The 23994-nt window shown below is 63.9% G+C and carries 18 protein-coding genes; 7 read left to right on the top strand and 11 right to left on the bottom strand.

Going from position 1 to position 23994, the window contains the following annotated elements; all coding sequences use genetic code 11:
• Positions 1-5 precede the first annotated feature (5 nt).
• Both BEP01S_RS03300 and BEP01S_RS03295 read right to left on the bottom strand, forming a co-directional pair.
• The gene (locus BEP01S_RS03300) at positions 6-1007 is read right to left on the bottom strand and encodes an adenosine deaminase family protein (RefSeq protein ID WP_280512727.1); all 1002 of its coding nucleotides are present in this window, start codon (positions 1005-1007) and stop codon (positions 6-8) included.
• Positions 1008-1087: 80 nt separating this feature from the next.
• Complete coding sequence (locus BEP01S_RS03295; protein ID WP_167348250.1) at positions 1088-2440, bottom strand: NCS2 family permease; 1353 nt, start codon at positions 2438-2440, stop codon at positions 1088-1090.
• A 193-nt stretch (positions 2441-2633) separates the two neighbouring features.
• Here BEP01S_RS03295 and BEP01S_RS03290 point away from each other — a divergent pair, with 193 nt between their 5' ends.
• On the top strand, positions 2634-3620 hold the full coding sequence (locus tag BEP01S_RS03290) for a LacI family DNA-binding transcriptional regulator (protein WP_083532490.1): 987 nt from the start codon (positions 2634-2636) through the stop codon (positions 3618-3620).
• Positions 3621-3673: 53 nt separating this feature from the next.
• Here the strand turns inward: BEP01S_RS03290 and BEP01S_RS03285 are convergent, their stop codons facing one another.
• A complete protein-coding gene (locus BEP01S_RS03285) occupies positions 3674-4948 on the bottom strand; it encodes an FAD-binding oxidoreductase (RefSeq protein ID WP_062240507.1) in 1275 nt (424 codons plus the stop codon).
• Positions 4945-6297 (bottom strand): aromatic ring-hydroxylating oxygenase subunit alpha, encoded by a 1353-nt coding sequence (locus BEP01S_RS03280; protein WP_244882036.1) that lies wholly within the window; start codon positions 6295-6297, stop codon positions 4945-4947. Before BEP01S_RS03280 ends, BEP01S_RS03285 begins: the two co-directional genes overlap by 4 nt.
• A 155-nt stretch (positions 6298-6452) precedes the next feature.
• Here BEP01S_RS03280 and BEP01S_RS03275 point away from each other — a divergent pair, with 155 nt between their 5' ends.
• Positions 6453-7379, top strand: coding sequence for a LysR family transcriptional regulator (locus BEP01S_RS03275; RefSeq protein WP_062240505.1), 927 nt, complete (start codon positions 6453-6455; stop codon positions 7377-7379).
• Here the strand turns inward: BEP01S_RS03275 and BEP01S_RS03270 are convergent.
• Entirely contained in the window at positions 7315-7707 is a 393-nt protein-coding gene (locus BEP01S_RS03270) for a hypothetical protein (RefSeq protein WP_157070499.1), read from the bottom strand. The genes BEP01S_RS03275 and BEP01S_RS03270 overlap by 65 nt on opposite strands.
• A gap of 146 nt (positions 7708-7853) precedes the next feature.
• On the opposite strand from BEP01S_RS03270, the gene BEP01S_RS03265 reads away from it, so the two are divergent.
• Positions 7854-9263, top strand: coding sequence for an APC family permease (locus BEP01S_RS03265; protein ID WP_062240500.1), 1410 nt, complete (start codon positions 7854-7856; stop codon positions 9261-9263).
• Positions 9264-9384: 121 nt separating this feature from the next.
• On the opposite strand, the gene BEP01S_RS03260 is transcribed toward BEP01S_RS03265, so the two are convergent.
• A complete protein-coding gene (locus BEP01S_RS03260; protein WP_244882035.1) occupies positions 9385-10398 on the bottom strand; it encodes a hypothetical protein in 1014 nt (337 codons plus the stop codon).
• Positions 10399-10571: 173 nt separating this feature from the next.
• On the opposite strand from BEP01S_RS03260, the gene BEP01S_RS03255 reads away from it, so the two are divergent.
• On the top strand, positions 10572-14054 hold the full coding sequence (locus BEP01S_RS03255; protein ID WP_244882034.1) for a hypothetical protein: 3483 nt from the start codon (positions 10572-10574) through the stop codon (positions 14052-14054).
• A 33-nt stretch (positions 14055-14087) separates the two neighbouring features.
• Here BEP01S_RS03255 and dsdA read toward each other — a convergent pair whose 3' ends face one another.
• Positions 14088-15443, bottom strand: coding sequence for a D-serine ammonia-lyase (gene dsdA, locus BEP01S_RS03250; RefSeq protein WP_062240496.1), 1356 nt, complete (start codon positions 15441-15443; stop codon positions 14088-14090).
• Positions 15444-15473: 30 nt separating this feature from the next.
• Entirely contained in the window at positions 15474-16454 is a 981-nt protein-coding gene (locus BEP01S_RS03245) for an ABC transporter substrate-binding protein (protein WP_062240494.1), read from the bottom strand.
• Between the two features lie 273 nt (positions 16455-16727).
• Between BEP01S_RS03245 and BEP01S_RS03240 the strand changes: the two genes are divergently transcribed.
• Positions 16728-17741, top strand: a complete 1014-nt coding sequence (locus BEP01S_RS03240) for a siderophore-interacting protein (protein ID WP_062240492.1) — start codon at positions 16728-16730, stop codon at positions 17739-17741.
• Positions 17742-17797: 56 nt separating this feature from the next.
• Here BEP01S_RS03240 and BEP01S_RS03235 read toward each other — a convergent pair whose 3' ends face one another.
• Entirely contained in the window at positions 17798-18751 is a 954-nt protein-coding gene (locus BEP01S_RS03235) for a DMT family transporter (protein ID WP_244882033.1), read from the bottom strand.
• Positions 18752-18833: 82 nt separating this feature from the next.
• Here BEP01S_RS03235 and BEP01S_RS03230 point away from each other — a divergent pair, with 82 nt between their 5' ends.
• Entirely contained in the window at positions 18834-19718 is an 885-nt protein-coding gene (locus BEP01S_RS03230) for a LysR family transcriptional regulator (RefSeq protein ID WP_062240490.1), read from the top strand.
• Positions 19719-19792: 74 nt separating this feature from the next.
• Here BEP01S_RS03230 and BEP01S_RS03225 read toward each other — a convergent pair whose 3' ends face one another.
• Positions 19793-21229: an FAD-binding oxidoreductase gene (locus BEP01S_RS03225; protein WP_062240488.1), complete on the bottom strand. Its 1437-nt coding sequence runs from the start codon at positions 21227-21229 to the stop codon at positions 19793-19795.
• Positions 21230-21303: 74 nt separating this feature from the next.
• Entirely contained in the window at positions 21304-22668 is a 1365-nt protein-coding gene (locus BEP01S_RS03220; RefSeq protein ID WP_052240159.1) for an MFS transporter, read from the bottom strand.
• 224 nt (positions 22669-22892) lie between these two features.
• On the opposite strand from BEP01S_RS03220, the gene BEP01S_RS03215 reads away from it, so the two are divergent.
• On the top strand, positions 22893-23903 hold the full coding sequence (locus BEP01S_RS03215) for a DUF2332 domain-containing protein (RefSeq protein WP_062240876.1): 1011 nt from the start codon (positions 22893-22895) through the stop codon (positions 23901-23903).
• Positions 23904-23994: the final 91 nt, after the last annotated feature.

Below are 23994 nucleotides of genomic sequence, written 5' to 3'. Positions count from 1 at the left end.
GCAGGCTATGCATTCGACGAACCAAAGATACGTTCCCTCAGTTTGGCTTTCTCGAACCCATCGAGAAAAGCCGCATCTATAGAATTCTCGACAAACCAAGTTTCATTGACTGACGGAGCTACTTCACGAGCGATACCCATCTCTCTGCGGAGAGTCGTTGGAAACAAGGCCGGATCGTCCGAGTTGATCGATACCCGAAGGCCGGACTCAATCATCGCCGCCACTGATTCTCTGCGCCAACCGATAAGGGCACGACGAGAGGTTGTAAAAGCCACATTGAAGATAGTGCCCAGTTCTGCGCACCGAGCTACGATCTCAGGACTTCGCAGAATCTGATATCCATGATCTATTCGTTCACAACCAAGCTTTTCAATTGCAATTTGCACTGTGCTGGCGGTCGGCGCATGCTCACCTGCATGTGCCGTTCGGTGCAGACCGTGCTCACCTGCCAATTGAAATGCTTCAACGAACTTCTCCGGCAACCCCGCCAACTCGTAGAAATCTAGTCCAATGCCAACGACGTCTGGACTCGGGTTCTCGACAACGGTTTTGACCATGTCGACAGCGACTTCGGCGCTGTCTTCGCGATTGATCGCCGCGATCGCACGGCCATCAACTCCCAGCTCCTGCCTTGCCCGCGCTAACCCAAGTTCGATTCCAGCAGTCATCTCGGTGTAAGCCGTTCCAGCTTGGATATGAACAGATGGGCTGAAAGCTAATTCGGCATAGCAAATGCCGCTGTCATACTTTCCGTCTTCCAGGGCTTCGAATACGACTCGCGCAAAGTCATCTCGAGTACGCAAGCTGGCCGAAATGAGTTCGTACACACGCAACAACGGGAACCACGGTCCCCGCCCTTTTTCGTCGTCCGTCGGGTCTGAATTGATACGCGAGTACAGCTCATCGGCAGGGAGCGGCAGGGCCACTTCATGTTTCGCCGCCAATTCAGCCAACGTCTGGGACCGAACGGTTCCAGGAAGGTGGAGGTGCAGATCAATAAGTGGCAACAAAATTGCGCCCTTTCGTAGTTATCGGAGTGACCTAGGAACGGTTGCCGTTTACTGCTCAAGTGCCAAGGATTTGAGGTTCATGCGATGGCAACGAAGAAGTAGATAAGAATCGGAGCCATGATCCACATTCCGGGGTGAATTTCTCTCCACTTTCCGGCCAATAGCTTGACTGGCACATATGCCACGAGACCAGCAGCGATTCCTGTACCAAAATTTCCCCACAGTATCGTGCAGACAAGGACGAGTACGGCTGGTATGAGTTCCGTCAAATCATCCGATGCAACGCGCCGGAAGCCAGCTGTAATGGTTAGTCCCACCACAATCACAACTGGGGCAGTAGCGGCCGATGGGATGGCCGCTGCCAACGGAGTCGCAAAGAGCAGAAGTGCGAAACAGGCAGCCGCCCACAGAGAGGATATTCCGGTCCTGCCGCCAGCTTCAGCGCCAGCGGTCGATTCGGCATAGGTAGTCACGGACGGCGCAGCGAACAGTGATCCGCCAACGATTGTGCAAGAGTCGACAATGAACGGGCGCCTGAGGTCGATCGACGGACCGCGCTTCGATGACGACTTTTGGCCCATGTAGTCCGTCACGGTCATGATCACGCCTGTCGTGGAGAAGAACTCCGAGGCGAAGAAGGCAAAGAGGAACGGTAGATAGTGAGGCGAAAGTGAACCGACCAAGTCCACGTGCATGAAAAGTGATCCGTCAAAAGTGGGCAAGGCAATGGGCGACCCTTCGAGTTGGGTGAGACCCAAAGGAATGCCGACGATCGTTGCAGCAATGATGACAATGATGAAACTGCCAGGGACTTTCCTCGAATTGAGCGCGATCAGAACAACAACCCCAACCAGAGTCACAATCGCGGCCGGGCTTGCCAGGTCACCCAACTCGAGTGAGCTGTCGCCAGGTTGCACGAGACCAGCGGATCGGAACCCGACAAAGGTAATGAAGATACCAATCGCTGGACCGATAGCGATTCGAATGGTCTCTGGAATGATCCGGGTAATCAGGCTGCGGATACCAAAGAGCGTTAAGAGCAGGAAGATAATGCCTGACCAAAAGACCATACCCATCGCGGCGGGGTATGGCACGTCACCATCAAGCACTAGTGTGTAGGCGACCAGCGAGACACCACCAAGACCTGGTGCGAGTACCATTGGCAAGTTTCCGAAGAGCCCCATAGCGGCAGTTCCAAGAATGACAACGACAATTACGCTCGTCGTAACCGCACCGCTGGGCAGCCCTGCGTCAGTCAACATTCCGGGAATGACCACGACCGTATAAGCAGTTGCGAGAAACATGCTCAGACCGGCAACAAGTTCGCGTACGGGAGTTGAGCCTCGCTCATTCACTCCAAACTTCATCAGCCTCGGCGTCGCACCGTTGACAGACTTCTGATCTACTTCGCTCTTCTGCTCTCTTGCCACAAGTGCCCCCTCGCTGTGGTCAATCTCTAGCGCGCCCACGTACATACGAGACGATGAATCCCGAAATGAAAGCGCTTTCATCAGTATGCTGATAACCCGCATACCCGTCAACCGGTTTCCACTACCAGCTCATATATGCGTCCATGAATTCTGAGGTATCTTGGCATTGAAGTGACCACAAGGAAGGCGAGATTTGGTAACCCTGGCTGATGTCGCCCGCTCCGCAGGAGTCTCATTGGCGACCGCCTCACGCGTATTTGGCAAGCCCGCAATGGTTGGCCCCGACACAACAGCGAAAGTTCGAAATGCAGCGGCGGCGCTTGGGTATGTCGCGAATCCAACCGCTCGAGCCCTGGCCACTGGAAGTTCCGGGCTCCTCGGACTGATAGTTCCCGACTTGTCGAGTCCCTACTTCGCTCCACTCATTTCAGCAATTCAGACTGAGATTGAAGGCAGGGGCTTTGAACTCATCGTCTCCGACTCCCGTGGAGTTCCCGAGACTGAGCACGAGATTGTTCAACGGCTTCAGGGCAGAGTTGACGGACTGATCCTAGCCAGTCCTCGAAACACAGACTCAGTCCTCATTTCAATCGCCAGGCGCCTACCAATCGTGACGGTTAACCGCGAGTTGCCGGGAATCGATTCTGTCAGCATTGACGTCTCCGACGGGCTAGCCGATCTATGCAGATTTCTACTCGACCACGGCCACCAGCGAATTGCCTACATCGGCGGACCACCTGGCTCTCTGGCCGACGACGGACGATTTCAATCTGTCGAGGCCGCGATGGAGGCCGGCAACGGGACTGCACTGCGAATTGGACCAGTCCAACCGAATGCGCAGGCAGGCGCAGAGACCCTGTCTGCTATTCAACTGTCAAACGTGTCCGCCGTGATCGCGTACAACGCTCTAGTTGCACACGGTCTGATGCTTGCCGCAGTAAGCGAGGGACTCAACGTCCCACGGGATCTCACTGTTACAGCAGTCGACGATTTGATCGATATTGGACTCTCACTTCCCACTGTTACAGCTATCACTCAGCCTATGACTGAAGTCGGGCAAAAGAGCGCAGGCATCATCCTGGCATTGATTTCTGGTAGCCACGAAGAGCTTCAACAACGACCGCCCCACCAAGCACAACACTTGGTATTGTCGGCCAGTCTTTCCGTCAACAAATCCTGAGTTCATCCTTTGCCCAAAGCATTCCTCATAGGTGCTATTGGACAAATCTCAGCTCACCTGTCGACGACGATGTCGGTCAGCGGAGTCGAGCAGCAGGGCAGGAACTTTCCTGCGGCGATCTCCTTCGGCCGGATTCCGCCCGCATGCTTCATCTCGACTTCGCCGCTGACGAGCACGGACTTGCAGGTTCCGCACGCGCCTTCCGAGCAGGATGAGGGCACGGACAGTCCGGCGTCCAGAGCAGAATCGAGGACGGTCGTGGACTCATCGCAGTCGACCACGCGCCCGGAGACAGCGAACTCGACGAGGTGGCTCATTCCAGTGCCGCCGACGACGCCGACTCCGGCAGCTTTGGCTCTCGCACCGGCCTTGGCCAAACGATCGGCAGGTGAAGTGGCGAAGACGAACGACTCCTCATGCATCCGCGCCGATGCCACCCCCGCCTCGGCGAGCAGGGGTCGCACGGCCTCCATATACGGCCCCGGCCCACACACGAAGGTTTCGCGGTCGGCCGCGTCGGGGACCACCTCGGCGAGGGTGGACGCATCAATCCGACCCCGCCGACCGGCCCAGGTCTCGGCCTCGGAATCCCTGGAGCACAGGATGGTGACGCTGACTCCGGCGACCTCGGCAAGCTGTTCGAGTTCGGCACGGAAGATGATGCCTTCCGGCGTCGAGGCGCTGTGGACGAAGACGATGTCGGTGCCGAACCCTCCCTGCCTGGCCAGCAGACTGCGCACCATCGACATGATCGGGGTGATTCCGGAGCCGGCGGAGAGGAAGAGGTGACGTTCGGCCTGATGGAAGCTCGTGCTGAACAGCCCGTACGGCCCGTCCACGTGCAGCCGATCGCCGACCCGCACATTGTCATGCAGATGGCTCGACACCACTCCCCCGGGCACGCGCTTGACCGTAATGGTGAAGAGGTTCGTGCCGAAGGGCGCCGAGGAGATCGAATAGCAGCGCTCGAGTCCGAGCTCGGGGATGCGCATCGTCACGTACTGACCCGGCGCGAAGTCGACGGCGGTCATCCATCCCGCCCGCAGCTCGAAGGTCTTCACGTCGTGGGTCACTTGGGTGATGCCGGTGACCTCGACGGGGCCGGTGAGCAGCTCCGGGTCGAGCTGAAGTTCGGCGAGCACGGGGCCAGCTGATTCAGCGGGCACCCGGTCGACCGGCGCTGCGAGCACAGGCTCGACCGCCGTATCGACGACCAGCGGGGCGGCGGCCGCGAGTGCGGGCCGCCCGTCCCGAGTGGGCACTCGGAACGTCGCCTTGCCCACGGGCGCGGATGCAGCCTGGGCGAATGTCGAATGGCGGTACCTCATCGTCGCTCAACTCCTTCCAACTGCACGGTCCGCTGTTCTCGATGGGCTTTGAGACGTTCGATGTACCAGGTGACGAAGTCATCGACCTGCGATTCGGTGGGGGCATAGGGGCCCGGCACGTACGCCGGCGACGAGATTCCCAGGTGCCCACGCTCGCAGAAGGTCGCGTCCTGCTCGTTCGTCTTGATCCACACCGTGGTGAGGTTGTCGAGGTCGTAGTCGACGCCCTCCTCCGCATCAGCATGGACGAGCCAGGTCGTGCGCACCAGCGTCTTGTCCTCGGCCAACGGCAACAGGCTGAAGGTCACCACATGGTCGCCCATCGCGTGGAACCACATGTTCGGCTGCACATGCAGCGACGCCCGCCCCAGAACGAAGGTGTCGAGGTCTCCCAACAATTTCGCCGAGGCGGCCGATCCGTCCATCGTGTACGACTCGCCCTTCCCGTCGAGCGCGGCCCGTTCGATCCGGAACCCGGTGGGTCGTCCGGTCAGTTCCTCGACGAGTGCATAGGGCAGGCCGTTGCGGTCGCAGTTGGCGTGCAACTGGTCCTCCGCGTCGAGGTAGCGCTGGTAGGCCGGCTGCAGACGCTTGGGAATCTCGTCGGGATCGTAGCCGTAGGTGGGGAAGAACGTGCAGGTCAGCTCCGGGTGCCCGGCTTCGCAGTGGTAGCACTCGCGGTTGTTCTCCATGACGAGCTTCCAGTTCGAGTCCTCGATGAGGTCACTCTGCGCGGCCACCTTCGTCCCGGCGATGTCATGCCCGGCCAGATAGGGCTCGATGACCTTGGCCACCTCGTCGATGTCGTCCGGTGGGGTGGGGCTGAGACAGATGAAGATCAGCCCGCCGATGACGCGGAGGTTCACCGAGCGCAGCGAGAAGCAGGACCGATCAAAACCGGGAGCTTGGACACCGGCGGAGATGAGTTCGCCCGACGGCGTGTACGTCCACTGGTGGTAGCCGCAGACGATGTTGCCCACGGAACCGGACAGATCATTGAGCAGCCGCGTACCCCGGTGGCGGCAGACATTGTGGTGTGCCCGGATCTCACCGTCGTCATCGCGGATGACGATGACCGAATAGGCACCGATGTCGATCGTGAGGTAGTCGCCGGGCTCTGGTACTTCGGCGCTTGATGCAACGAAGATCCACGTCGAGGCGAAGATCGCCTCGATATCGCGCGCGAAGAATTCCGGACTGATGTAGAACGGTGCCGCCAGCGAATAGCCGGGCACACGTTCGTCGATGAGCCGGTCGATATCGGTCCTGCCGTGCCCGCCCGATCCGGCGGCCGCACCGGGCTCATGCATGCCGGAATCGGTCCGCTTCTGCTCTGGTGCCAGAGTCAATTCGTCCACCACCTCGTCGTCGTGTCTCGACCGCGTCTCGTGTCGGCCCCTTCGCCGGCCGCGGCCCGGGAGTTCGTGCTCCTGCTCCCAGTGTCCGCCAGAGGTTTGGTGAAGAAAAGCAAATCTTCTTCATCCGAAACGTGCAATACTATTGCATGATCGATCCGCGTCTCCACGTCCTTCGGGTCCTTGCCGAAGTCGGCACCCTCACCGAGGCGGCACACCGCCTCGGATATACTCCTTCGGCCGTATCGCACCAGCTCAGAGGCTTATCGAAGGAGCTCGGTGTCCGTGTCGTCGAACCGCGCGGACGCGGCCTCGTCCTCACTCGTGCCGGTCAGCTCCTCCTCGAACGCTCGCAGGAGCTCTTCACCCGGTGGGAGGAGATCCGCGGTGAACTCGACGGCCTCGACTCCGGGCTCGATACACGCAGCAGACGGCTGCGTCTATGCGGGTTCTCCACTGCCGCGGCCGCGCTGCTTCCACCGACGGCCCTGACCGTGATGGAGCGGTTCCCCGGCGCCGAGGTCACGATCATCGAAGCCGACCCCGAGGAGTGCTTCGACCTTCTCGTCTCCGAGCACGCCGATGTCGCCGTGGTCGTCGCCACCGATCCGCTGCCGCCGCGCAGCGATCCCCGTTTCGAGCAGTCGGCGCTGTTCAGCGATCGCCTCGATCTGCTGGTCCCCGTGGGACACCCTCTGGCAGAGAAATCAGCGGTGGCGCTGAGCGAAGCCGCCGAGGAGTCCTGGATCCTCGATCGGGCGGGTTCGCCGTATCACCGCTTGGTGCGCACGGCATGTGCGGCAGCCGGCTTCCAACCGGAACAGGCCCACCAGTCACGCGAGTGGGAGACGGGGGCATCGTTGGTCTCGGCGGGACTCGGGGTCGCACTCATCCCTCGACTGGCACGCCTGCCGGACGGCTTCGATGTGGTGCGCGTGCCGCTGCGCGGGGATCCGGTGCCGTCGCGGAAGATCCTCTCGGGCATCCGCCGCGGCTCGGGCACTCAGCCGATCATCGCCTCGGCGTTGGAGGCCCTCCGGGAGTCTGCTGAAACTGCGGCCCGCCGGGGGGCATGACCATCCAGACCTGCGGTCGCATTCTGCGTCGCTTTCTGGCGACGACGGTGGTCAGCACGATCCCGGCGATCAGCACCAGAACGGATACGCCGGCGACGACGAATCCGGTGATGAAGAAGCCCGACGCGAAATCGTCGAAGGCATCGACGTTCCCGCCGCCTCCGAGGAGGAACAGGAACATGGGGATGACGAGGATGCACACCCCCACCCCGAGCCCGAGGACTCCGGCGATGATGAGGAGGATTCCCGGCACCACGGACAGCTTCTTCGCAGGCGCCCCTCCCGGCGGGAACCCACCGGGCTGGATCATATGCGGGTGATGCGTCATCCGGTCCTCCTTCGTCACCCCCGATCCTATCGGGGACCGGAGACCACCCCATGACCTGCGCGTAAAGTTGAAGCGCACACTCACCGATCGCACACCGGTCAATGAACCCAGCAGATCGGGCCTCGCGTCGAAAGGACGGCATCACGATGGACGACACGACTGCCGACGACCGATCCGGAACCGGGACCGATCCGTCAGCACCCGAGGGCACGGCCGCCTCGGCGAGTGGTGGAAGCCTGCGGCGGACGATCGGTCTGAGCGAACTCGTCTTCTTCGGACTCGTCTTCATCGGCCCCGCCGCGGCCGTCGGAGTGTTCGGCACGCTCGATGCCCGGTCGGGCGGGGCCGTGGCCCTGGTCTATATCGTCGCGACGATCGTCATGGCCTTCACCGCGATCAGCTATATGCGCATGTCACGGGAGGTCCCTCGCGCGGGCACGGTCTTCGCCTACGCCTCGGCGGGCATCGGGAAACCGGTCGGCTTCATCGCCGGGTGGATGATCCTCCTCGACTATCTCTTCATCCCCTCGGTCGCCTATCTGTTCACCGGGATCGCCCTGAACTCGATCTTCCCGGCCTTGCCCGTCTGGGTGTTCGTGGCCGCGGCCGTCGTCCTCACCACCGGGCTCAACCTCGCCGGGGTCAAGGTCGCCTCCCGTGTGATCACCGGAGTCGTCCTCGCCGAGGTGGCCGTCCTCGCCCTGGTCCTCGTCCTCGGCATCGTCTACCTCGTCCAGAATGGACCGACGCGGGGATGGCTGACCCCGCTGACCGGGGTCGATGCGTTCTCCGTGACCGCGGTGCTTGCGGCCGTGTCCGTGGCGGTGCTGTCGTATCTCGGCTTCGATTCGCTCGCGACGTTCTCCGAGGAGGCCAAGGGCGGGCCGCGGATCGTCGGCCGGGCCACGCTCATCTGCCTCGTGCTGGCCGGCGTCTTCTTCGTCGCGCAGACCTGGGTGGGCAGTCTGCTCTCACCGCTGACTCCCGCGGAGCTGAAGGCCGATCCCGCGCTCGAGGGAGCCGCCTACTACAGCGCCGTCGACTCGACCCTCGGCTCGTGGCTGCACTGGTTGCTCGCCCTGGCCAAGGCCGTGGGCGCGGCGTTCTCCGCGATGATCGGTCAGGCCGCCGGCTCCCGCATCCTCATGGACATGGGACGGTCCCGTCAGGTGCCGAAATTCCTCGCCGAGGTGGCCCCGAAGACCGGTGTTCCATGGAAGGGGATCCTCGTGGCCGCCGGGGGCAATGTCATCGTGGCCGGGTGGGCGGCGACCCGCGCCGACGGCCTCGACCAACTGACCTCGATCGTCAACGTCGGGGCGCTGACGGCGTTCGTGTTCCTCCAGGCCTCGGTAGTCGGATACTTCCTCGTGAAGAAACAGGGCAGCGAGGCTCCGAACTGGTTCAACCACGGCGTCATCCCGGTGATCGGTGCCGGTCTGCTCATCGCCGTGCTCGTCAGCGCGAACCCGCTGGCTCTGGTCATCGGCTGCGTCTGGCTCGTCATCGGCCTTGCGGTGTTCGCGGTGAATAACCGGCGCAAACTCCGAGCTTGAGATCACGGGACCCTTACGCACCCACGGTTGAGCCGCCTCGGTGGCCCATCATCAGGCCGATCGGTTGAGGGTGGGGCCGGACCGCCTCGGCGATGGAGTCGTCGGTCGTACTGGCGGGTTCTCAGTCCTGCAGGCGGGTCGTTCCTTCGTGGCCGCCGGAGGTGTTGAGCTGTTTGGCGTAGCAGCTGTCGGGGCCGAGACCATGCGATGAGCACCAGGACAGGGCGTCTTCGGGATCGTCGTAGCCGATGCCGACGACGGTGACCCAGAAGTTGTCTTCCTTGAAGCTGCTGAAGTCGCCGGACCAGATCAGTTTCACGCGGGGGTATTCTTCGCGCAGTCCTTCGAATTCTTCGAGGATCGATTCTTCGTCCCAGGTTTTTCCTTCGGCTTCGAGGCCGACTCTCTTCGAGCTCAGCTGCGGCACCCATTTGCCGTTGAGTTCGCTCTTCGCCAACTGTCCGTCGGAGTCAGCGAGCTGCTCGAGCGCCTTCTTCGGGTCGTCGGGAAGCGCCGATTCGGCCTCTGTTGGTTCGGGTGAGTCGCTGGCCGCAGCCGAACTGTCATCACTGGCGGTGCTCGTCGGCTCATCGGTGGAGGCGACGGTGGCCGGATCCTCGGAGTCCTTCGAGAAGAAGTTCGCTGCGCCCCATCCGATTCCCCCGGCGAGGACGATGCCGACGATGACGAGAAGTGCGATGAGTCCGCCGCGCTTCTTCTGCGGAGGCGGTCCTGCCTGCTGATAGGGACCCGGGCCATAGCCTTGGGGCTGCTGGTACGCGGGCTGTCCGGGCTGCGGCTGCATTCCAGCGGCGGCCGCTTGGCCGCCAGCCGGGAAAGCTTGGGCGCCCTGAGCCTGTGCGGGTCCGCTCTGTTGGTGAGGCGGCTGACCAGAGCGGTGGGGCGGGCCGCTCTGCGGATGCGGGGTCTGGATATAGGGACGCTGCGGTTGAGACGACGGAGGCGGCGGAGGTGCGCCCCAGCCGTTGCCCGTCTGAGGTCCCGGCTGGGATCCCGATGGGGGTCCCGACGGGGGTCCGGACTGGGATCCGGGTTGCGACGACCATTGGCTTCCCGACCGGTCGTTGACGTCCCATTCGTTCTCATCCCCGCGTCCGGGAGGGTTCGTACTCATCCGCAACTCCAGATCGATCACGCCGTATTTCAGAAAAAGTCCCAATATAGAACTTCTCTTGCATTAACAGCCTAATATAAGTTGTGAACTACACATGCTTGATCTGCACAGTTGATTGTTTCGATTTGAACTACATTGCGCAGCTGTCGGGCAACTGCACTTGAGGACTGGGTATGCACGACGAATCCGACGAGACGACACCGACCGCCGCCGAGGATCCGAAGGATCAGACCGCCGAGGACCAGGCTGCTGAGGACCAAGAGAGTCCCGAGCCTTCTGACGAGTCGAACGCCGAAAAATCCGCTGAGGCGAAAGCTGAAAAGACCCCCGCTGAGTCGGACGCCGAGCCCGAGTCGGAGAAGAGTTCCAAGAAGAGCCCCGATGTCGAGACCTCGGACGAACCTGAGGCCCAGGGTGCTCAGGATGGTGACGCGACCGAGGTGATGGATCCCGTCGGATCCGAGTCCGATTCCACCGAGGAGACCGCTCGCTGGGCGCCGCCGGAAGACGGCACGCCCACAGCCAAGCAGACAGTCGACCCATACGAAAAGGCCGCCGAGAACGACTCTGCGAGCTCCGGCTCTCAACCCCAGGCGGCGAGCGCTCACCACCAGGGATCGGATTCACATACGCAGACCGCAGGTCCGTACTACGCCCAAGGGCCCGGCCCCTACCAACCCGATCCGTACCAACAAGGCACCTATCAACAAGGCGCTTACCAGCAGGGAGCCTTCCCGCAAGGCTCCGGCCCGTACCAACAGGGAGCCTACGCGGAAGGCTCCGGCCCCTATCAGCAGGTTCCTCAACAGCAGGGTCCCTATCAGCCTGGCCAATCCGGTCCCATGCCGTACCCCGCGCCACCGGGTTACCCGGCGAACGCCCCGAAGTCGAAATTCGCCTCGGCGCTGGCGAAGGGATCCACGTGGAAAACGGCCCTGATCCCACCGGGGATCGCCCTCCTCGGCGGCATCATCGTCTCCATCATCCTCACTGTCATCCTCACGTCGATGTCGGAGTTCGGCTCCGTGACGGAGGAGACCGGCCTCAACCTCGACAGCCTCAACTACGCCCTGCCGTTCATCTTTATGGCTCTGTCTCTGTTCGGCTCGGCGGCGCTGCGTCTGGACATCAACGCCCCTGACAGCTTCAATGCCCAGCTGAACATCTTCACGACCGGGGCACCTCTGGTGGTCACCATCGTCATCGTGGGTCTGCTGTGGTGGATGACGAAGATCAGCGAACGCCGGTCCCCTGCGCCCAACCGGGTGTCCACGTGGATCCGGATCGGAGTCGCAACCCTGGCGATGACGCTCGTGCTCTTCCTCCTCCAGGTCATCTTCGCCGCTCGCGCCACCGCTCTCGAAGATGAAGGGTCGTTCACCTTCTCCTTCTCGGCCGTCACCGCCCGCTCGTTCTTCCTGCCGCTGCTCGTCATCCTCATCACGAGCATCGCCGGCCGGGTCGCCGGGCACTTCAAGGGCACCGAGGCGATCGGTGCGCCATTCCTCCGCTGGGCCGTTCCGCCCCTGCTGGTGACCTGGATCCACCTTGCCCTCACCGTGGCCGTGTTCTCGATCGTCGCGCTCTTCGTGCTGCCGCTGTCGGTCGAGATGCCGGGCCAGCTGGTCCCGCTGACGTTCGTCAACATGGGTCTCATCCTCACTTCGCTGACCCACCTCGGCGGAATCAGCGCCACCGCCCAGGGCGATTTGGGCTTCTACTCGGACTCCTTCAGCGAGAGCCTCACCCTGTTCAGCCGTGAAGCTCCCGGCCTGCTGTGGCTGGGACTGCTCGTCGTTGCGGTCGCGGTGCTGGTCGCCACGATCGTCGCCACCGTCACGCGTCGTCCGGCCTGGACCGTGATCGAGCAGGACAAGCAGCAGTGGTCGAGTGCATGGAAACTGCCGGTGGCGTTCTGCCTGGTCTGGGGTCTGCTGTCGCTGCTGGCCATTCCCGCGAAGATGTCGATGTCCGGATCCGCCGAGGCGGCGATGTTCTTCGGCGGTTCCGGTGCGGCCCGCGCCGGGATCGGCTCGCTGGCCTGGACGTTCCTCATCTTCGCCCTCTGGGGTGGGATCATCGAGGTGCTCTCGCGCACCCTCGGCCCACGTCTCGCTCTCACCTTCCCAGCGGTGGCACGGATCGCCGCCGGACGGACCGTGCACCCGCACTGGGGACCGTATCTGGGGATGAGCGAACCGCAGTTCGCGTTCGTCCATCCCGATCTGGCTCAGGCTGCAGCTCCGACACCGCCGCCGGTCGCTCCCGGCCCCGGCGAAGTCGGACAACAGGGGCCTGCCGGCTATCAGGCTCAGCCCGCATCGCCGCAAGCGTTCAGCTCGCAGGGACAGCCGGGTAGTCCACAGCAGGGCCAACCGGGCGGCCCGCAGCAGGGTCCCCAGCAGTACTCCGCTCCGGGCGGCCCACAACAGGGGCCACCACCGCCTCCGACTCCGTCCGGCCAACAGGCTTATGCCTGGCCGCAGGGCTCGGCCGGTCAGCAGACTTACGCCTGGCCACAGGGTTCCGCCGGGCAGCAGTCGTACTCGGCTCCGCAGGGAATGTACGCCGCGCAGCCGTACGCAGGTCCGGCCCAACCCTTCGACAAGAAGAAGGCGAAGCTCGTCTCGGTGGTCGCCGGAGGTGCCGTCCTCCTCCTCGTGGCCGCGCTCATCGTCGTCACCCAGCTCAACGGGCACATGTTCGGTCCCGAAGCGACGGTGGAGAAGTACTTCGGGGAACTCTCCGACGGTGACGCCGAAGGTGCACTCAAGGTCGCCGACGTCGATGTTCCACAGGAGTCACGCACCCTGCTGACCAACGACGTCCTCGGCGGCTCGAAAGCGCTGCCCGACGATGTCACCGTCGAGGATGCCGAGATCTCCGGAGACACGGCGACGGTCGCAGTCTCCTACGATGTCGGCGGCTCCAAGGGCAACAGCACCCTGACTTTGCACAAGGCGGGGAAGAAGGCGCTGTTCTTCGACGATTGGGCGCTCAAGAGCCCGGATCTGCTCACTCTCACCGTCGACACTCCCGGCCTGAAGAAGGTCAAGGTCAACGGAATCGACGTCGACAGCGACGGGTCGACTCTGTCCCTGCCGGCATTCCCCGGTCTCTACACGATCGACCTGGCCGAGAAGTCCGATCTCATCACCGCCGACGCGGTCGAGGTGCGGGCCTTCCTCGGCGATGACGCGAACATGGAGGGCGAGGAGACGCCGCTGCTCTCGGCCCACCCCTCGGATGCGTTCCGCGCCGAGGTCGACAAGCAGGTCAAGACCCTCATCGATAGCTGCGCGAAGAAGTCCGTCGCCCAGCCCGACGGATGCCCGTTCGGATCATCGCTGGCCGACAGCTATGACGCCACCGACCTCAAATGGTCGATCTCGTCATATCCGACGGTGACCGTCGCCGATGACACCATGGGCGCTGACCAGTACTCGAACCCCGAGGACGCGACCGGCCCGAATGGCGGTCCGGCGTGGCTGATCTCCTCGGACACCACCGGTGAAGCGCTCGTAACCGGCAGCTACGACATGTTCGACGAGTCAGAACCCTTCGATGACACCGTGAACTTCGACCTCAACGGCACGGCCGAGATCGTCGACGGCAAGGTTGTCATCACCGTCAGAGACGACCCCTGGGACTGGTGACCGACACGGCGTGGCCCGACCGGGTCACGCCGTTCAGTCGGTGAAGATCGCCGAGGCGGTGGTGCCGATCCGTTCGACGAGCCCTCGTCCTTCCTCGACGTAGGAGGCGCGCTCATCGTCGGGGACCATCGCCCCACCGGTGAGCCATACGAGGTGGATGCCGGTCGGAGATTCTGCCGCCGCCTCACCCATCCGCCACGGGATGGTCAGCCCGGCGGTTGCCGATGGTTCGACGTCGATACTTTCTGTCTCGTGGAGAACCCCGACCCCTGCCCGGATGACCTCGTCAGGGACCGCGGCGAAACCGGAGATCAGCGGCCCGATCGTGGGTCCGATGAATCGTGACGGGCGGGCGACCGCCAATCCGTCGGCAGCGGTGGCTCCGGACAGGCCGATATCATGAACGGCGATGCCGCTGTGCCGACCGGTGCGCACGCCGAGGAACATCGCCGGTGCCTGACTGGGTTCGACGAAGATGCATCGCACGGCAGTGCCGAAGACGCGCTTGAGTCCGAAGGTCACTCCCCCGGGCCCGCCTCCGATTCCGCACGGCAGATAGACGGTGAATGGATTCTGCTCATCGATGGTCACTCCGGCCGCGGCGAACTGGCGTTGGAGTCGCAGCGCTGCCACCGAGTATCCGGCGAACAGGCTCACCGAGTCCTCATCGTCGACGAACTGCGTGTTCTCAGCGGCTTCCGCCGAGGCGCGGCCGGCCTCGACGGCTTCGACGAAGTCGCCGGCGTGTTCGATGACGTCGACTCCGTGGTCGCGCAGCATCGTCTTCTTCCATTCGCGGGCATCGGCGGACATATGCACCGAGGCGGCGAACCCGAGGCGAGCGCTGAGGATCCCGATCGACAGTCCGAGGTTGCCGGTCGAGCCGACGACGATGCGGTGGTTCGCGGCGATCTCACGGAACTGTGGGCTCGAATAGGTGGCGGGATCCATTGCGTCGAGGCCATGGTCGGCGGCGACCGCCTCGGCGAATTCGAGGACCTCGTGGAATCCACCGCGTGCCTTGATCGATCCGCTGACCGGCAGGGTGTCGTCGCGTTTGAGCCACAGCCGCCCGTTGATTTCGGATCCGAACAGATCATCGAGGCGACGCTGCGCCGCAGGCGCCGGGACCAGGGACGATTCGATCATTCCGCCGCCGGCCTCGGGGAACGCCTCGGCGAGCTCGGCCGGGACGGTCGACGTCTCCGGGAAGGTCGACGCGAACCAGGGTGCGAAGCGGTCGAACCGGGCTGCCGCGGAATCCATGACCGTGCCGAGGTCGGGCAGGGCCGCCTCGGTGGGGGTGGAGCGAAGCCACGTGGTCGGTCGGCCCGATGCCAGGGATCGGATGATCTCGTCGGTGCTGAGTTCGTCAGGCAGTGCGGTCATTCACCGATCGTAGCCCGTGGGGTGCGGGCCTCAGTTCTTGACGATCTTCTTCGCGGAGTCGAGGACGTCGGCGAGTTCGTTCAGCCATTTCGCGTAGCCGTCATAGGTGTAGGCGCGTTTGTCGTCCCAGGTGCCCAGCTGCCCTGCCTCGACTGCGGGCAGCCGCTTATAGACGGGATTGTCCTCATAATCGGTCGAGGCGTCATGGACGAGGACGACGTCGGCCGGATAGTCCGACATCTTCTCCCAGGAGACTTCGGCCCAGCTGCTGTCTCCCGTGGCGTCAGGTCCGACGAGGGTGAGTCCGTCCTCGCTGAGCATCTCGGCGATGCCCAGAGAGTTCGAGGTGTAGTTGATCTCTGCGGTGAAGTTCGCCAGCAGCACTGTCAGATCGTCCTGTTTCTTCGCGACGCTGCGGATGCGTGCTCGCGCGTCGTCGAAGGCCTTCCGTTTGTCCGCGATGGCGCCGGTCTCTGTGTCCCTGCCCAGAGCCTTCGCGATGGCCGCATATTGCGCGAACATCGCGTCGGGGCTCTGCCCGCTGAGTTTGACCGGGACGAAGGGTACGAGCTCACTGACCTGGCCTTTCACCTTCTCGTCCCACCAGGTCCACCCGTCTCCGGCCTCATTGCCGTAGGCGACGAGGATGTCCGGTTCGGCGACGGCGAGCGCTTCGATGTCGAGTTCCATATCGGTGCCGACGACCTCGACGCCTTCTTGGTCGAAGGCCTTGCCCGGGGATTCGTTCTGACCGAAGCCGAAGACCGCCACAGGCGTGATTCCGTACTGCGCGAGACCGGCTGCCGAGTAGAAGTCCGCGGCGATGCGCTTCGCCGGCCGGTCGAGTTCGATCGTCAGCCCGTCATAGCCTTCCGGCGAATATGTGAAGTTCGGGGTGCTGTCCGCGGCGCCGGAAGCACCGCTTCCCGCTTCACCGTCACCCTCGCCTCGACAGGCGACGAGGGCGAACGGGGCGAGAACGGACAGGGCAAGAAGCTGACGACGACGCATCGAAGGCCTTTCGGTGAGCGTCCCCGCGGGGACGTTTGGACGTGGAGGTGCGGCGAAAGTGCTGGTCAGAGTGCTGAATTGCTGGACTTGCTGCGGACTTCTGCAGTGAGGTCGAAACCACCGTAGCATTATTTGGAAAGGCTAGCCTTACTAAATTAGGGTAGAGTATCGTTGCGGATGTTCCGACATCACGACAGCTACACACACGAACAGAACGCGTCCCCGCGGGGACGACCTCACGACCACGGGCCGTGGGGATGCGAAGGAGAATCAGTGTCACGAGCTCCCATCGGCGCCTTCGAAGCAGAGGTCCTCGCTGTCGAAGATCTCAGCCCGTCTTTCCGTCGGGTGACATTCGGGGGTGTGGGACTCGAGGATTTCGGTCCGAACACCCACCCTCGTGATCTGCGGATCAAACTCGTCATCCCGCCTCAGCGCGCCGCCGCGCCGCAGTTCGATCTGCCGGCATTCCTCACCGAGCAGGAAGCCGCCGGAGTGTCGTGGTACCAGGCTTGGCTGCAGGTCAGCCCCGAGGAGCGCGGTGCGATGCGCACCTACACCGTGCGCGAATGGAACGACGCCGACCGCAGGCTCGTCATCGACATGGTCCTCCACACCGATGAGCATGGTCACTCGGGCCCGGCCGCCGAGTGGGCCGAATCCGCCGAGGTGGGACACCGCCTCCATATCATCGGCCCCTCCCGTGCCTCGGAGACTCCGTGCGCCGGGATCGAGTTCGCCCCTGGCGATGCCCACCAGATCCTGCTCGCCGGCGACGAGACCGCCGTGCCCGCCATCGCCTCGATCCTCGATTCGCTCAAGGACAGCCAGGCCCGAGGCAAGGCCGTTCTCGAGGTCCCGAATGCCGAGGACATCATCGATATCACCGCGCCCACCGGCTTCGAGATCGAATGGCTGCCGCGCGGGGAGGCCGACTTCGGTCAGCTCCTCGAACCCGCCGTCCGCGAGGCGGTGCGGTCGGAGACCCGGATCCCCATCGGGGCCGGAGCGGCAGGGTCGGCCGGCGGGCCGGATGGTCAGGTCCGGGAACTCGACGATGTCAACATCGACGAAGAGATCCTCTGGGATGTTCCAGCGGCCCTCACCGAGGCGGCTCAGGGCAGTTCGAGTGCCACGGAGAAGGACGACCGCCCCTTCTACGCTTGGATCGCAGGAGAGGCCGGACCGGTCAAGCGTCTGCGCCGCTACCTCGTCCAGGAAGTCGGAGTCGACCGCAAACAGATCGCGTTCATGGGCTACTGGCGTCAGGGCAAGGCCGAAGGCTGAGCCTAGGCCCGAGACTTGGGCCGCGACTGGGGCTGCGGCTAGGGCTGCGGCCGGGATCAGGCCCGAACCGGTGACCGCCGCAGAGCCTGAATGATCTGCGGTCCTATCGCAGCGGCAGCACCTGCCAGGCAGAGCACACCACCCAATGCGGCCAGCGGAGGCGGAACCTCCCCGAGAACGATCCAGGCCATCACCACGACGATGGCGGGGACGAGGAGGCTCGACGAGCTGAGCAGTCCCGCCGGCAGGAACTTCAGCGCATATCCCCAGAGATTGAAGGCGATAGCGGTCGGAACGACTCCCAGGTAGACGACCTGCAGTGTCAGGTTGATGGGTGCCGCGGCCACCTCGTCGATGAGGCCCGGTGCGAAGACGAGACTGACGAGTGCGCCGATGAGAATTCCCATCCAGGTGACGGTCACCGAGTCCTCCCCGGACAGGAAGTGCTTCTGCAGCAGCACGCAGGCGGCGTAGAGCACTGCGGCGACGAGACTGAGGACGAGACCGCCCACCGTGAAGAACCCGGTGAAGCTGGCGGCCGTGATCATCCCGATTCCCAGCAGGGAGACGAAGATGCCGATGAGCAGGCGCTTCGGCAGCCCTTCCCCGAAGACGAGGCCGGCGAAGACGGCGATGATGAGCGGTGCGATATTGACGATCATCGAGGCGGTTCCCGCATCGATCGACCGTTCCGCGGCATTGAGGACGACGACGTAAGCCGAGAACCAGGCAATGCCCCAGAGGGCGAGGATCAGCCAGACAACCTTCCCGGAGGGGAACCGCGGACGGCGGAAGAGCATCCAGACGGAGAGCACCACGGCCGCGGACGCGCCCCGCAGCAGCGCCATCGGCCCGGGCGAAAACGCTTCGCCGGCGTCGCGGATGACGACGAAGGACGAGGCCCAGAAGGTCATGGTGAGCAGGGCAGCGATCCAGGGCAGGACACGGGGCACGCTCATCTGTCGGGGATTCGGGCTCGCGACTCGAGTGCTGACGGCTGATCTGTTCATATGGATGATTATTCGTTGCTTGACCATGAAAGAAAAGCGCACACTATTGCACGACTGTACGTGATATGCGTACGGTTCAGTTGTGTACAACGTCGCGCACCTGAAATCGTTCAAATCGGTCGCCCTCACCGGGTCCGTCCGTTCCGCCGCGCAGCATCTCGGGCTCTCCCCATCTGCGGTCAGTCATCACCTGAAACTTCTCGAACAGGACACCGGCCTGACGCTCTTTCAGCGGCAGGGGCGCGGTCTGTGCCTGACCGACACTGGCTCGGCGATCATGTCCGACGTCGACTCCGTGCTCGAGAGCTCGGGGCGATTGGGGCAGCGCATCTCGGACCTGCATGAGAATCGAATCGGCCATCTGTCGATCGGGTACTTCGCGACGGCGGGAACACGGTGGCTGCCGGAACTCGTCGCTTACCTCGAGAACCGCCACCCCGATGTCACAGTGCAGCTCAATCTGGCCGAAGGTCCGTGGGACGAGTTTTACTCCGATCTGCACCTGGTGATCTCGGAGACCGCGACACCGCAGTTCCCGCCGCAGGTGAAGGGCCATTTCCTCACCGAGGACCCGTACGTGGTCGCGGTGCCGGACGACCATCCCCTGGCCTCGCGTACGGAGGTGAGCCTCAGTGAGCTGGAGAGATACCCCTGGATCGACAATGACACCGGGGACGGCCCGTGCCGGACGATTCTCTTCGATGCCTGTTCCCGCGCAGGAGTGCGAGTGCACTTCAAGCACGAAGCGCACAGTTTCGTCACGGCACTGCACATGGTCAGTCGGGGTCTGGGTCTGACTCTGCTGCCCCGGCTCGGCGTCGATCCCCTGCCTCCCGGGGTGGCCGTCATCCGGCTGGCAGCGCCCGAACCGATCCGCTATATCCACGCGATCAGCGATCCGGGCCACCCGCAGCAGGACCTCATCGAGGATGCGGTCACGGCCTTGTGCGAACTCGCCACCAGTTGAGTGTGCGGCAGGAACAGCGCCTTCTCACCTCAGGGCACGCCGTGTCGGCACATGCGCCGGCGGCTCGGACGCCCTCAGATCTCGGCGAGCATCTTGCCGGGGTTGAGGATGCCCAGCGGATCGAGCGCGTTCTTCACAGCCAGTTGGATCCGGCGTGATCCTTCGTCGAGTTCGTTCGGCAGCCAAGCCCGCTTGAGGAATCCGACCCCATGTTCGCCGGTGATCGTGCCGCCGAGTTCGAGACCGACGCGCATGATCTCTGCGAACACGTCCTCGGCCTTCTCTGTCTCGGCCGCGTCCGAGGAGTCGAAGAACACTGAGGGATGCATATTGCCATCGCCGGCGTGCGCGACGAGGGCGATCTCGAGTCCGGAGGATGCCCGCAGCTCGGCCAGCCGGTCGCAGAACTCGGGCACGGCGGTGCGCGGCAGGCACACATCGTCGAGCAGCTGACCGCCGCCGTGGGCGTTGGCGAACTTCTCGTAGGCCGGCTGGATCATCCGCCTGGCGGTGATGAGTGCCGCGGAGTCGCTCGGGTCGTCGGAGTACGCGACGTCGAGGGCACCGCAGCGCTGAGCCACCTCGGTGAAGGTCGACATCGCGGCTTCCGCATCGGTCGGGTTGTCGTCGACCTGCATGATGAGCATCGCTCCGGCATCGCCGTCGAGGCCGAAGTCGCCGAAGTCGTTGAGCATGCGCAGGCTCGCCCCGTCGAGGAACTCGAACAGACTCGGCACCCCGCCGCCGGCCATGAAATCGGCGACGGTCTGCAGTCCGCTGCGCTCATCCGGGAAGGTTGCGATCGCGGTGAACGGGTCGGGCAGGGCGGGCACGAGGCGCAGCGTCGCCTCGATGACGATGCCCAGGGTGCCTTCGGAGCCGACGAAGAGTTGGCGCATATCGAGTCCGGCCACGCCTTTCGCCGTCTGCGGGCCGAGCGTGGTGATGGTCCCGTCGGCGAGAACCACCTTGAGTGAGCGGACATAGTCCCTGGTCACACCGTATTTCACGCAGCAGAGTCCGCCGGCGTTCGTCGCAATGTTCCCGCCGATCGATGACAGTGCCACCGAGCCCGGATCCGGCGGGTAGGACAGGCCGAACGGGGCGAGGTGGTCCTTGAGGTCCTGGTTGATGATGCCCGGCTGGACGGTGACGAGGCGTTCGGCCTCGTTGACTGCCACGACGTCCTTCATCTTCGACACGTTGAGCAGGATCGCCCCGGGTGAGGCGTTCGCGCCGCCCGAGATCCCGGACCGGGCCCCCTGCGGGACGACCGGCACCCGATGTGCGCTGGCGAACCGCATGACCTCCTGGACGTCCTCCGCCGAGGCGGCCCTGACCAGGGCGATCGCCCCTTCCCTCGGGCAGAACAGGGCTTCGTCGCTGGAGTGTGCGTCGATGACGTCGGGATCCGTCGTCAGCGCTCCCGGACTCAGTCGTGCGGCGAGCTCGTCGAGGTCCGCCGGGTCGAGGGCGGTGAAGTCGGGTGCGGTGGACGTCGGGGTCGTCAATTCTGCTCCTCGGATCGGTGGGGCGAAGGCGGACGGTGGCCCGCCTCGGCGAGGTGTGGTGACCGCGAGGGCCGTCACTTCATCTTCGCGTCCAGGTTATCGGGCGCGGGAGCGGCCTTGAGGATGAGGGTGACGATTCCGGCGGCGACCATGACTGCGCCCACGACCCACATTCCGGCGTTCTGGGTTCCGGTGAGATCGGCGAGCCAGCCGGTGATGTACGGGGCGAAGAATCCCGACGAATTGCCAAGTGAGTTGATCAGCGCCAGACCGGCTGCGGCACCGGCTCCGGCAAGGAAGGTCTGCGGCAGCGGCCAGAACGTGGGCAGGGCCGCGCAGATGGCCATGCAGGTGATGGTCACGGCGATCATCGTGGTGAACGGTGAGGACAGGTAGAGGGCGATCGGGATTGCTACTCCGCCGACGAACAGCGGCAGAGCGACGTGCCAGACTCGTTCGCCGGTGCGGTCGCCGTGGCGGGACCAGAAGTACATGGCCAGGGCGCCGAAGACATACGGGATCGCGGTGATGAAGCCGATCTGAACGATTGAGTATTCGACGCCGAAGGTCTCCTGGAAGCCGGAGATGATGGTGGGCAGGAAGAAGCTCATGGCGTAGAGGCCGTAGACCATGCCGAAGTAGACGAAGGACAGCGCCCAGACGCGCGGCTGCAGCAGGGAGCGGCGGACCGGGTAGTGGAAGGACTCTTCCTTGCTCTTCTCTTCGGCGTCCATCGTCGCCTGCAGCCAGTTGCGTTCTTCGGGGCTCAGCCACTTCGCGTCGCGCGGGCGGTCGGTGAGGTAGAAGATGCACATGAGGCCCAGCAGGATTGCGGGCACGCCTTCGATGATGAACATGAAGCGCCAGCCGGCGAAGTTCTCGAAGATCGTGTTACCGCTGGAGATCAGCCAGGAGGACACAGGGGTGCCGACGACGCTGGAAAGCGGGATGGCGAGCATGAACAGGGCGGTGGCCCGGGCGCGCATCGAGGTCGGGAACCAGTAGGTGAGGTAGAGGATGATGCCGGGGAAGAATCCGGCTTCGGCGACGCCGAGGAGGAACCGCAGGACGTAAAGCCAACCGTGGCTGGGCACGAAAGCCATGGCCGCGGCCACGATGCCCCAGCTGATGAGGATCCGGGCGAGCCAGATCCGGGCACCGAACTTGTGCAGAGCGAGGTTCGAGGGCACCTCGAGGATGAGGTAGCCGAAGAAGAAGATGCCGGCGGCGAACCCGAATTGGGTCGCGTTCATCGCGAGGTCTTCGTTCATTCCGCCGGGCCCGGCGATGCCGAGGTTCGTCCGGTCGAGGTAGTTGATGAAGTACATCGCGATGATGAACGGGATGAGTCGGATGAGGACCTTGCGCAGCGTCCTCTTCTCCAGTGCCGAATCGGCGGGGGTCTGTCCGCTGGTCGGCGGGCTCACCTCGGATGACATGTGATCTCCTTCGATCAGGGCGGGCCACTGTGGTGGCTCGAACTCGTGCCGCGTCGGCGGTTCGGTGCGGGTGCGTTATCGGGTGCGTTGGGGCGGCGGCCAGCGCATCACGGCAACACATTACGACAGTGGCTCGGTCTCGCCTAGAGTTCGCGGCGAAAGTACCGAATACCGGGACGCGGCTACGATGAGACCACGCCGACGAAGGGAAACCGATGCAGCCGATGACCGAGCTCGATGCCGAGACTCTGCGCGACTACTACGGCAAGTTCGCCCGCCTCGAGGCGTCCGGAACCTCCCCGATCTATACCGCTTGGGCTGAAGGCGTGGCCGCCGATGACGATGTCATCGCCCTGTTGCTCGAGCTTCCCCGACCGAAGCGCCAAGCCAACCTTCTCTTCGCCGCGGCCCGCCACCTCGGCGCCGGTGAGGGCACCTATGCTGACCTGCGCGCATGGCTGCTCAGGCATTGGAACGACGTTCGGGAGCTCATGCTTGCCCGGTCGACACAGACGAACGAGGCCGGTCGCTGTGCGACGCTGCTCCCCGCGCTCGCACGGATTCCCGGCCCGCTCGCGCTCATGGAGGTCGGCGCCTCGGCGGGGCTCTGCCTCTATCCCGACCGATACAGCTACCGATTCACCGTCACCGGGGCGGTCGGCGCGGAGTTCGCGCAGTCGACGACGCTCGACCCTGCGGATGGTCCGAGCGCGGTCGTGCTCGACTGCGAACTGACGAATATCTCGGTGCCAGAGCGCCTCCCCGAGGTCGCGTGGCGCGCCGGAATCGATCTCAATCCCCTTGATATCACCGATGTTGACCAGCGGGAATGGCTGACGTCGCTGATCTGGCCCGAACATGAGGCGAGGCGGGAGCGCCTCCTCGCCGCTGCCTCGATCGCGGCCGCCGATCCCCCGCATCTCGTCCGCGGCGACCTGCTCGACACCGTCGAATCCCTGCTTGCCGAGGTGCCCGCCGGGACCCAGCCGGTCGTCTTCCACAGCGCGGTACTGGCCTATGTCGACGCCGAGGTGCGTGCCTGCTTCGCTTCGCTCATGCGATCGCGTGATGACGTCGTGTGGATCAGCAACGAGGGAGCGGGCGTCCTGCCTGACACTCCTGCGCAGCTCGAGACGCTCGGGGTCGAAGCCGATGGGCGATTCGACCTCAGCGTCGACGGCCGAGCTGTCGCTCTGACTGGACCGCACGGGCAGAGCTATACCGGACTGCCGTAGAGCTAGCTGAGCGCTGGTCTGCGGTCAGACGCCCTCGCTCACACCCCCTCGCGACGTCGAATCTGCGACGGCGGGCACACCCGCGGGTTCA

The organism is Brevibacterium epidermidis NBRC 14811 (assembly GCF_001570805.1).
Lineage (GTDB): Bacteria > Actinomycetota > Actinomycetes > Actinomycetales > Brevibacteriaceae > Brevibacterium > Brevibacterium epidermidis.
The sequence above is the reverse complement of the archived record's forward strand: the minus strand, read 5'-3'. Positions and strand labels throughout refer to the sequence as shown.

Bases quoted from the DNA above. Each gene is read 5' to 3' on its own strand.
- BEP01S_RS03255 (WP_244882034.1), top strand. From the start codon at position 10,572: ATGCACGACGAATCCGACGAGACGACACCGACCGCCGCCGAGGATCCG.
- BEP01S_RS03220 (WP_052240159.1), bottom strand. From the start codon at position 22,668: ATGTCATCCGAGGTGAGCCCGCCGACCAGCGGACAGACCCCCGCCGAT.
- BEP01S_RS03270 (WP_157070499.1), bottom strand. From the start codon at position 7,707: ATGACGCATCACCCGCATATGATCCAGCCCGGTGGGTTCCCGCCGGGA.
- BEP01S_RS03245 (WP_062240494.1), bottom strand. From the start codon at position 16,454: ATGCGTCGTCGTCAGCTTCTTGCCCTGTCCGTTCTCGCCCCGTTCGCC.
- BEP01S_RS03215 (WP_062240876.1), top strand. From the start codon at position 22,893: ATGACCGAGCTCGATGCCGAGACTCTGCGCGACTACTACGGCAAGTTC.
- BEP01S_RS03285 (WP_062240507.1), bottom strand. From the start codon at position 4,948: ATGAGGTACCGCCATTCGACATTCGCCCAGGCTGCATCCGCGCCCGTG.
- BEP01S_RS03265 (WP_062240500.1), top strand. From the start codon at position 7,854: ATGGACGACACGACTGCCGACGACCGATCCGGAACCGGGACCGATCCG.
- BEP01S_RS03275 (WP_062240505.1), top strand. From the start codon at position 6,453: ATGATCGATCCGCGTCTCCACGTCCTTCGGGTCCTTGCCGAAGTCGGC.
- dsdA (WP_062240496.1), bottom strand. From the start codon at position 15,443: ATGACCGCACTGCCTGACGAACTCAGCACCGACGAGATCATCCGATCC.
- BEP01S_RS03260 (WP_244882035.1), bottom strand. From the start codon at position 10,398: ATGAGTACGAACCCTCCCGGACGCGGGGATGAGAACGAATGGGACGTC.
- BEP01S_RS03235 (WP_244882033.1), bottom strand. From the start codon at position 18,751: ATGAACAGATCAGCCGTCAGCACTCGAGTCGCGAGCCCGAATCCCCGA.